8 protein-coding genes and 1 rRNA gene are annotated in these 9,712 nt (G+C 38.2%); 8 read left to right on the top strand and 1 reads right to left on the bottom strand.

All coding sequences use genetic code 11. The features are described 5' to 3' along the window. From rrf to NFR27_RS09950, 8 genes are all read left to right on the top strand, one after another. Window positions 1-89, top strand: a 5S ribosomal RNA gene (gene rrf, locus NFR27_RS09985); the annotation flags it as partial. Between the two features lie 688 nt (window positions 90-777). Next, entirely contained in the window at window positions 778-1,275 is a 498-nt protein-coding gene (locus NFR27_RS09980) for a MogA/MoaB family molybdenum cofactor biosynthesis protein (protein ID WP_251441361.1), read from the top strand. A gap of 189 nt (window positions 1,276-1,464) precedes the next feature. After that, entirely contained in the window at window positions 1,465-2,094 is a 630-nt protein-coding gene (locus tag NFR27_RS09975) for a DUF47 domain-containing protein (protein ID WP_251455327.1), read from the top strand. Further along, window positions 2,087-3,088, top strand: a complete 1,002-nt coding sequence (locus NFR27_RS09970) for an inorganic phosphate transporter (RefSeq protein ID WP_251441359.1) — start codon at window positions 2,087-2,089, stop codon at window positions 3,086-3,088. The genes NFR27_RS09975 and NFR27_RS09970 overlap by 8 nt, the downstream gene beginning before the upstream one ends. Before the next feature lie 334 nt (window positions 3,089-3,422). Then, entirely contained in the window at window positions 3,423-3,884 is a 462-nt protein-coding gene (locus NFR27_RS09965; protein ID WP_251441358.1) for an RrF2 family transcriptional regulator, read from the top strand. 20 nt (window positions 3,885-3,904) lie between these two features. Continuing rightward, window positions 3,905-5,284: a cytochrome ubiquinol oxidase subunit I gene (locus NFR27_RS09960; protein ID WP_251441356.1), complete on the top strand. Its 1,380-nt coding sequence runs from the start codon at window positions 3,905-3,907 to the stop codon at window positions 5,282-5,284. Then, window positions 5,275-6,294: a cytochrome d ubiquinol oxidase subunit II gene (cydB, locus tag NFR27_RS09955; protein WP_251441355.1), complete on the top strand. Its 1,020-nt coding sequence runs from the start codon at window positions 5,275-5,277 to the stop codon at window positions 6,292-6,294. The genes NFR27_RS09960 and cydB overlap by 10 nt, the downstream gene beginning before the upstream one ends. A gap of 210 nt (window positions 6,295-6,504) precedes the next feature. Continuing rightward, window positions 6,505-7,818 carry an amidohydrolase gene (locus NFR27_RS09950; RefSeq protein WP_251441353.1) on the top strand — a complete coding sequence of 438 codons (1,314 nt, stop codon included), beginning with the start codon at window positions 6,505-6,507 and terminating at the stop codon, window positions 7,816-7,818. A 144-nt stretch (window positions 7,819-7,962) separates the two neighbouring features. Here NFR27_RS09950 and NFR27_RS09945 read toward each other — a convergent pair whose 3' ends face one another. Beyond that, on the bottom strand, window positions 7,963-9,309 hold the full coding sequence (locus tag NFR27_RS09945; protein WP_251441351.1) for an MATE family efflux transporter: 1,347 nt from the start codon (window positions 9,307-9,309) through the stop codon (window positions 7,963-7,965). Window positions 9,310-9,712 lie beyond the last annotated feature (403 nt).

Below are 9,712 nucleotides of genomic sequence, written 5' to 3'. Positions count from 1 at the left end.
CTGTTCCCATCTCGAACACAGTAGTTAAGCTCGTAAACGCCGAAAGTACTTGGCTGGAAGCGGCCTGGGAGGATAGGAAGCTGCTGATTGACTAAAGACATCAACTTAGGTTGGTGTCTTTTTTTGTATGGCTTCCTATCCGACCAGAAGCTGGGAAAAGTAGGGCAAACAGTTTGAAGGAGCAGAGCGACGCACAAATTGTATTGCATCACTTTCTTGCGAAGCGAGTGAAACGAAGCGTAGCATGATAGGTAGTCGCTGATTAATGAAAATAGGAGGTCGTGTCGAAAGACACGGCCTCTTATTTTTGTTACTCTAATGAGTAACAATCTGTCTGGGCGCTTCCAAGAAGGGATGTTAGTAGAAGTATCTCAATAGGTAGTGACATAATAGAAGCGATCTGGAATAAATAGAGAACCCCATTTGAAGGAGTACTAACGACGCACAAATGGGTGTGAATCTTTTAGTTCGCAGCGTAAAATTCTTCGAAGAAGAATTCACAGCTGTCGAACAGATAGGAAAGGATATAGTGTTTTAGAATCCACAGCATCCGAATGGACGTATTTAAAAGTTATTAAGTGCGACACACCGAATGGTGTCTTTTTTTGTATATAAATTCCTATCCTTCCCACCTCCTTTCTATTGACCTTACAAAAATTTTACAATTCATAAGTCTAATATTATTAACTATCTTCCTGTATTCGTGGTATACTGATAGTAAAGACTTTGTAAATTATCAAAGAATTGTAAAATATATTCTTATGGGAGGTAAGATGCATGTCATTGAAAGAAGTGCTTGAACGCCCTTTAGTTTTAGGCGTTCTGACTGTATCGGATACACGGACGCCAGAAACGGATAAAGGTGGCGATACAGTAGTTTCATTGGTAGAGGAAGGAGGGCACATTGTAAAGGTTCGGACTATTGTAGCCGATGACTTTATAAAAATAACAGAGGTTCTACAGCGATGGATTGCGATTGAAAGTTTAGATGGCATTATCTTAACTGGTGGTACAGGCATTGCTAAACGGGATGTGTCTATAGAGGTAGTAGCTTCTTTATGCCAAAAAGAAATTCCGGGATTTGGCGAATTATTTAGATATTTAAGCTATACTGAAGATATTGGGACACGAGCGATTGCTTCGCGTGCTATGGCAGGTGTTTGTGACAATGTTTTGCTTTTCTCTTTACCTGGTTCAGTAGGCGCTGTTACCTTAGGTATTAATCGCTTGGTACTTCCTGAAATACGCCATTTAGTGTATGAAATTAATAAATAGTAGTGTTTAAAACATGCTAAATTATGTATATTAATTTAACATAATATATATATTAGACCCGTATAAGAATATGGTTTTTGCATACAATGAACAATAGAAAATAGGTATTTGATGTGCTATAATTAGAACGTGCGTTTATAGTAATTCGTTAAATTATTAACGAAGCCATCACGAGTTATGGAGGATATTATGGCTTTTAATTTAAAAAGCAAGGAAGAAAAATTTTTCAATATCTTGAACAATCATGTTGAACTATGTCATGACGCATCCATCCTTATGGAACAAGCGTTTAAAGGCGAGATTGAAAAAGAAGAAGCACTACGAGTAATCGATCAGAAAGAAAAAGAAGCAGATGAGTTAGTGAATCAGACTGTTGAACGTTTGCGTTCTACCTTCATTACTCCTATGGATCGTGAAGATATTCAATTATTAATTGAACAATTAGATTCGACCATTGATAGTATGAAAGACATTATGGATAAAATGTGTATGTACAATGTAGGACAGCCTACTAAAGGGGCTATTCGCTTAATTGAAATTGTACAGAAATGCTTAAAACACATTACTAAGTCTATTTCATATATGAATAGTTTAAAGAAAAATCATGTGAAAGTAGAAGGCCGTGTATTAGAAGTTCTTCGTTTAGAAGAAGAAGCCGACGCTGTATATCATGAAGAAATGGCAGTATTATTTAGAGATTGCAAGGATCCTATTGAAATCATCAAATGGAAGGAAATTCTTAACTCCATGGAAGACGTTATCGATGGATGTGAGGATTTGGTTGGTACGTTCCGCCGGGTTGTTTTGAAGTATGCTTGATCATTGGTTTGTGTGGCTAGTGGTGTTTTTAGCCTTAGCTTTTGATTATATTAATGGTTTTCATGATACAGCGAATGCAATTGCAACCTCTGTATCTACTCGTGCTATAGATCCTAAAAAAGCAGTTATGATGACTGCGGTGCTTAACTTTATTGGTGCTTTGGTTAGTACTGGGGTAGCAAAAACAATTGGTGGCGACTTAGTTACTTCAGCAAGTCTTATTAATGCAGAAGTCATTAGTGCAGCCTTGTTAGGCGCTATTATTTGGAATTTAGTGACTTGGTGGTATGGTATTCCTAGTTCTTCATCGCATGCATTAATTGGTGGCGTAATCGGCGCCGTTATGGTATCTGTAGGCTATGAAGCACTAAACTTTACTGGTATAGGCCGGATTTTCTTATCCCTTGTGTTGTCACCAATTATTGCCATGGTATTAGGTTATTTAATTATGAACTTATTGTTAGTATTATTTGGTCGATTTTCACCAATTACATTAAATGACCGATTCCGTAATATGCAATTATTATCAGCTACTTTGATGGCTTTTTCTCATGGCTCTAATGATGCTCAAAAAGCTATGGGTATTATTACATTAACCTTACTTAGTGGTGGTTACATTGATACCTTAGATGTACCAACTTGGGTAAAAGTTGCCTGTGCGGCTGCTATGGCATTAGGTACAGCTGCTGGTGGTTGGCGTATTATTAGTACAATGGGGACTAAAATATTTAAGTTAGAAACTATTAATGGTTTTGCTGCTGATTTAAATTCAGCCATCACTATTTTTACAGCTACATTTTTACACTTACCTGTATCTACAACTCATGTAGTAAGTGGTTCTATTATGGGGGTAGGGACAGCGAAACGTGTTAAAGCTGTTAACTGGGGTGTAGCACGCTCTATGGTGTTAGCTTGGTTTGTAACGATTCCATTAAGTGCTATTATGTCAGGCATTGCGTATCTAATTATTGATAGTATTCGCTGGATGTTATAATTACTTCCCATAGTAAACCTTAGTTTTATTATGATGAAGTAAATTGAAAATTAAATAATTGAGAAATATCATCAATATAACTTATAGGTAGTTTAAAATATACTGTAATACTAGGAATTACAGTGCGTATTTGATATAACAATCTCTAGCAAAATTGGTAATATCTTATTGCAATTCGCGAGAGTATTGACTATAATGGAGATGAACAGAAAAATGCTCATATTACGAGCATTTTTTTATGACTGCAAAGTATACTAAGTTTGTAATGTTCATTGTAATAATTGCAAAATCGAATTATTTCGAATTAGTTTGTATTAGGTATTAGGGGGCAGTTATGAAACTTAACCAAGCAACTGATTATGCATTCCGTATGGTATTGCATATGTCACTCCTGCCGAATGGGACAAAAATTACCGGTGGTGAGTTGGCAAAAGCACAGAAAATTCCTGATCGATTTCTATTAAAAATTATGAGAAATCTTATATCGGGAAACATCATGCAATCCTTCCGAGGTGTAGATGGTGGCTTTGCATTGGCACGCAAGCCAAAAGATATTACCTTATTGGATGTAATTGAAGCTGTGGAAGGAGCAACTTATTTACAGCGTTGCTTATACGATAATGAAACATGTTCCCGTGGTTGTCACGGTAGTTGTTCTGTTCAGGAACGATTTGGTCAAATCCAAGCAGATTTGATCAAGGACTTGAAGGCTGTTGATTTTGAATCATTGGCTAAGCGAGAACGTGAAATTCATTTGCAAAGAGGATGTCCATCTAAGGCGCAAGCGCGCGATTAATAAGTGAGGAGGTTTTAAGTATGATGGAAGCATTACTGTTAGCTCGATGGCAATTTGCCTTGACATCGATCTATCACTGGCTGTTCGTTCCTGTGACACTGGGGATGACAGTAGTCGTAGCAATTTTAGAAATTACCTACGTAAACACTAACAATGAAGTGTACAAAAAAATGGCAAAGTTCTGGGGGAAATTATTTTTAATCAATTTTGCCATGGGTGTCGTAACTGGTATCGTACAGGAGTTCCACTTCGGTATGAACTGGGCTGAATATTCTCGTTTTATGGGGGATATCTTTGGTGCTCCTTTAGCACTTGAAGCGTTGACCGCATTCTTCCTTGAATCCACATTTATGGGTGCTTGGATTTTTGGTTGGGATAAATTGTCTGCTAAAGCACACGCTGCAGTAGCTGTGTTAGTAGCTATTGGTACCAACTTATCAGCTTTCTGGATTTTGGTGGCAAGTTCTTTCATGCAACATCCAGTAGGGTATGTAATTCGTAATGGTCGTGCCGAAATGGAAAATTTTGGAGTTATCTTATCAAATGGGTACGTACCAGGACAATTTGCTCACATTTTCTTTGATGGCTTAATGACTGCCGGTGTTATTATCGCGGCTGTTAGTGCATGGCACTTACTTCGCAATAACGCTGTCGATTTCTACAAACGCTCTATTAAATGGGGCTTAGTATTTACTATCATTGGTGGCGTGTTAGTAATGGGTGCTGGTCACTTACATGGTCAGTATGTAACTAAAGTTCAGCCAATGAAAATTGCATCTGTAGAAGGTCTTTGGGATACAACTAAAGGTGCTCCATTTAGCTTATTTGCTACTATTGATGAAAAAAATCAGACTACTAATAGTTTCGTTGAAATTCCAGGTTTATTGAGCTTCGTGGCAACTGATGATTTCAATGGTGAAATGCAAGGTATGAAAGAGCTTCAGAAAGCTGATGAAGAAAAATATGGCCCTGGCGATTATGTACCGCATGTAACCTCCATGTACTGGTCCTTCCGTGCTATGGTATTCTCTGGCGTATTAATGTTCTTAGTAGCTATCGTAGCATTTGCTATGAACCGTGCTGGTAAACTTGAAACATCCCGTGCAATGCTTAATGCTGTATTCTGGATGTTGCCATTTGCATACATTGCTAATGCAACTGGTTGGTATGTAGCTGAAATGGGGCGTCAACCATGGCTCGTTTATGGCTTACAAAAAACAGCAGATGGTGTATCTAGCACTGTAACTGCTGGTGAAATTTGGACAACAATTATTGGTTTCTCCGCTGTATATATTTTAGCGGCTATTGCTGCTTTATACTTGGCAGTGAAACATATTAAGAAAGGTCCAGAAGGCAATCCATCTCAAGATATTAGAGAGGAGGCAGCATTATGGAAATAATTTTACAAAATTTAGACGTAGTGTGGTTCATCCTCGTATGTGTATTATTCGCAGGATTCTTCACACTGGAAGGCTTTGACTATGGCGTTGGTATCTTGCTTCCATTCTTAGGTAAAAATGATGTGGAACGTCGTCAGATGATTAACACAGTTGGTCCTGTATGGGATGGCAACCAAGTTTGGATGATTACCGCTGGTGGTGCTACCTTTGCATCCTTCCCACATGTATATGCAACTTTATTTAGTGGTTTTTATTTAGCTTTATTCTTAATGTTGGCTGCTTTAATCGCTCGTGGTGTTGCATTTGAATTCCGTAGTAAAGATAAATCCTTAGCATGGCGTAAAACATTTGACTATTGCATTTTCTTTGGTTCCTTAATTCCAGCTCTTCTTTGGGGCGTTACAGTAGGTAACTTAATTCAAGGTACACCAATTGATGGTCAGATGAATTTCGTAGGAGGCTTCTTTGATTTACTTAGCCCATACACAATTCTTTGTGGTTTAGCATTCATCTTGGTATTCGTATACCATGGTGCTTTGTATACAGCTATTAAAACAATTGGTCCAATCGCAGAACGCGCTCGTGCTACTGCTTTAGTAGAAGGTGTTATTACAGCGGTAGGTGCTCTTGTATTAGTAGGGGCTACTTATTACTACACTGATTTATTTAATAGTATGATTGCTACAGTAGCATTTGCTCTTTGCATCGTGTTCTTCCTTATTTCCTGGGGCTTCACTCGTGTACGTCGTCCAGGTGTTGGTTTTACATTTAGCTGCTTAAGCATCATCTCCGTAACAGCTGCATACTTTGCTGGTTTATTCCCACGTATTATGGTTTCCAGCTTGAACCCAGCTTGGAGCTTGACTATTAAAAATGCATCTTCTTCTGAATATACTTTGACATTAATGACAATTGTAGCACTTATCTTCGTGCCAATCGTATTAATTTACCAAGGATGGACATATTGGACATTCCGTCATCGTATTGGTCCAGATGACTTGCATTATTAATTAAATATCTCTGTATATGCTAATTTTGCAATTACAGACTTAAAAAGCGTGCTTTCGAGCACGCTTTTTATAATGCTCTTACAAGAAAGGGATAATTTGTGGTATGATAAAAACGTAGTTGAATTTTACACAGTTTGAAGAAATCATTATATGTATAATTGATTGATTTCTCACAGTATTCGTTTTGAGAGTTTGAGAGGAGTTGCCTATATGAGTACCTATAAGAGTATTGCCTTTGCGAATGACAACCGAGATCGTTTTGTAGCTATGCGCCGTGATTTGCATCAGCATCCAGAGCCAGGCTGGTTAGAATACCGCACCGCGGCTATTGCGGCCGATCGCTTGACAGAATTGGGTTATGAATTAAAAGTAGGGAAAGACGTTATTAATGCAGAAACCCGTATGGGCGTTCCTAGTGATGAAGTTATGAAGGCCGCTATGGAGCGTGCTATTGCAGAGGGTGCTAATCCTAAATGGGTAGAGGCTATGGGTTATGGTTTTACTGGCTTAGTAGCTACCTTGCACATTGATGATCAAGGACCTGTAGTGGCATTTCGCGCTGATATTGATTCCAATGATGTTGTAGAAGCGCAAACAGAAGATCATTTACCAGCTAAAGAAGGTTTTTCGTCAAAACATGACAAAGCTATGCATGCTTGTGGTCATGACGCACATTTAACAATGGCATTAGGCTTAGCAGAATATATTATGAGCCATAAAGACGAGTTGCATGGTACGTTTAAGTTGATTTTACAACCTGCTGAGGAAGGCGTTCGCGGTGCGAAAGCCATGCGTGATGCTGGGGTTGTAGACGATGTAGATATTTTCTTCGGCATGCATATTGGCATTAATAAAGCGATTGCTAATTGCTTAGCTTGTATGAATTATGGTTTCTTGGCGACGACAAAATTAGATGTAGAGTTTAAAGGCTATTCATCTCATGCAGGCGCTTCCCCAGAGTTAGGGAAGAATGCCTTGTTAGCGGCTTGTACAGCTGCATTAAATTTACAGGCAATTTCTCGTCACTCCAAAGGGAACTCTTGCATTAACGTAGGTGTGTTAAATGCAGGCACGGGCCGTAACGTAATTCCAGATAGAGCGTATTTACAGATTGAAACTCGTGGTGAAACAGGGGAAATTAACGAATATATTTGTAAGCGTGCATATGAAGTGTTACAGGGCGCAGCTGCTATGTACGATAGTGAAGTGGATATAAAAGAAATGGGCAGTGCCCCAGCTTGTATCAATTCCGAGGAATTAGCTAAAGAAGTTCAGGTCTTAGCTAAAGATATGGGCTTATTCCGTGATGTGCCACTTACTAATACAGGCGGTGGTAGTGAAGATTGTGCTTACTTCTTAGAGCGTGTAATTGCCAATGGTGGCAAAGCAACATACATGATTTTAGGCTCTGATATTAAAGCACCTCATCATAATCCAAGATTTGATATTGAGGAAGATGATATGATTAATGGCATTGCTGTAGCAGGGGCATTAGTTGAAAAATATTTAAGTAACACTAAATAATAAAAACGTTTTGAAACAAAGAAGCTCCACAATTAAGGTATAAAACCTAATTGTGGAGCTTTTTGGTTGTATTGGTTTAGTATTTTATATAAATAGTTTGTATTTCATTTAAAGCGATTGTAATTTATATAAATTGTTTGTAGCTTATATAAAACGTTTTGTTTGTAAATACATAACTCGCCAAATATATAATATTCCTGCTAAGCCAACGCCTCCTAGTAGGCCAAGCCATACGCTATAGGGGCCTAAATTGGTGAAATAGATAAACCCTAAGGCAATAGGAATACAAGCGCCCCAGTAAGTGGCTATAGCTATTTTAGAGATAATCGCCACATCTTTATAGGCCCGTAAAATACCTTGTACAGGCGTTCCAAATGCATCAATAATAATAAAGAAGGCTGCATAACTCATGAAAGAAGCAATAATATCCACCATAGCTGGCTCATTAGTATAGAAACTTGCAAAAAGCCGTAAATTAGTAAAGATAATAATACTCATAAACGCTGCAATAGCAAGGGCTGAACCTCGTGCTATATAGGACATGGTGGTCGCTTCTTTATATTGTTTAGCTCCTACTTGATAGCCTACGACAATAGTACTAGCCATGCTGATACTGAGGGGAATGCCATAGAACAGATTAACAAAGCTAATAGCAGCCTGATGAGCGGCAATGACTTGTGTGCCATAATAGGTGATAGCGAGACCAGCTAAACTAAAAATACTACTTTCACAGAATACCGCTACACCTATAGGGAGGCCAATTCGTAATTGTTCCCGTAAGGGCGTCCATTGAAGGGCCCAGCTTTGTTTGATAAGTTGGTATTTCGCAAAGGGTTGCTTATAAAGGAGTACCCCTAAATAGGTTAGACAATTAAACCAATAGGCAATGGCTGTGGCGATACCAGCACCTAGACCACCTAAAGCAGGGAAGCCAAAATTACCTAAAATTAGAGCATAATTTAAAGTTATGTGAATGAGTAAACCGAGGCTCATAATTATCATAGAATAGCGGGTATGGCCATGACAGTCTATTGTATTACGAAGCGTACAAGTTAAGATGAGCGGTGGTAGGGCGAAGGCCATAGCTTTCATATATTGCATACATACTTCATAAGCAGCCGGCTCTAAAGCTAAATATTGTAGTAGTGGTTTTAAGAATAAAAGGCCACTAATGATTAAGAGTGCGCTAAAAATAATAGCGAGCCATAGGCCATGGATAATAACGGTAGGAATATTTTCTTGTTTATTAGCACCTAATAGTTGCGCCATAATGGGAGCAATACCAAGTAGAATCCCGAGGACGCCATAGTAGCAAGCAATCCAAATATTAAAACCTACTGAAATACCAGCTACATCGGTTGTGCTATATTGCCCCGTCATGACGACTGAGAAAAAGGACCCACCTGTTAAGGCAAATTGCGTGATAATAATAGGGACTGTTAACTGTATGAAATTTATTGTTTTATGCCATAAAGATAGATTTGTATTCATGAATAACTCCTTTCTTATCATAGTATATGAATATAGTTGAATAAAAAAACATCAAACACTCTACCTTCAATGGCCTACGATAGAGTATTTGATGTTATATCTTTTATCCGGCGACAAAAGTCATCAAGTTATGAAATTATATCGTTTGAGTTAAACGATGAGTAAAAACTGTTATGTATTCTAACATCATATATCTGGGTTGTCAACTATTTTGAACTTTTTGGTTTGAATATACCATACGCGCCACGTGAAAAGGATAGCTGCAATTAAGGTACTTCCTAATAGTCCAATCCAAATAGCGTAGGGGCCATAGTTGAAAATAAAAGTAAGGCTCTGTCACAACAAATGGTTGATTTTTGACGAGAAATAGCGTATAATAATAGTAAGAAACAGTACCACCGAA

Source organism: Veillonella intestinalis (assembly GCF_943192895.1).
GTDB lineage: Bacteria > Bacillota > Negativicutes > Veillonellales > Veillonellaceae > Veillonella_A > Veillonella_A intestinalis.
Note: the sequence above shows the minus strand (reverse complement) of the source record. Positions and strands in the feature narration are given on the sequence as shown.

Excerpts from the sequence above, each read along its gene's own strand:
- NFR27_RS09945 (WP_251441351.1), bottom strand. The coding sequence starts at position 9,309 with ATGAATACAAATCTATCTTTATGGCATAAAACAATAAATTTCATACAG.
- NFR27_RS09980 (WP_251441361.1), top strand. The coding sequence starts at position 778 with ATGTCATTGAAAGAAGTGCTTGAACGCCCTTTAGTTTTAGGCGTTCTG.
- NFR27_RS09965 (WP_251441358.1), top strand. The coding sequence starts at position 3,423 with ATGAAACTTAACCAAGCAACTGATTATGCATTCCGTATGGTATTGCAT.
- NFR27_RS09960 (WP_251441356.1), top strand. The coding sequence starts at position 3,905 with ATGATGGAAGCATTACTGTTAGCTCGATGGCAATTTGCCTTGACATCG.
- NFR27_RS09970 (WP_251441359.1), top strand. The coding sequence starts at position 2,087 with ATGCTTGATCATTGGTTTGTGTGGCTAGTGGTGTTTTTAGCCTTAGCT.
- NFR27_RS09975 (WP_251455327.1), top strand. The coding sequence starts at position 1,465 with ATGGCTTTTAATTTAAAAAGCAAGGAAGAAAAATTTTTCAATATCTTG.
- NFR27_RS09950 (WP_251441353.1), top strand. The coding sequence starts at position 6,505 with ATGAGTACCTATAAGAGTATTGCCTTTGCGAATGACAACCGAGATCGT.
- cydB (WP_251441355.1), top strand. The coding sequence starts at position 5,275 with ATGGAAATAATTTTACAAAATTTAGACGTAGTGTGGTTCATCCTCGTA.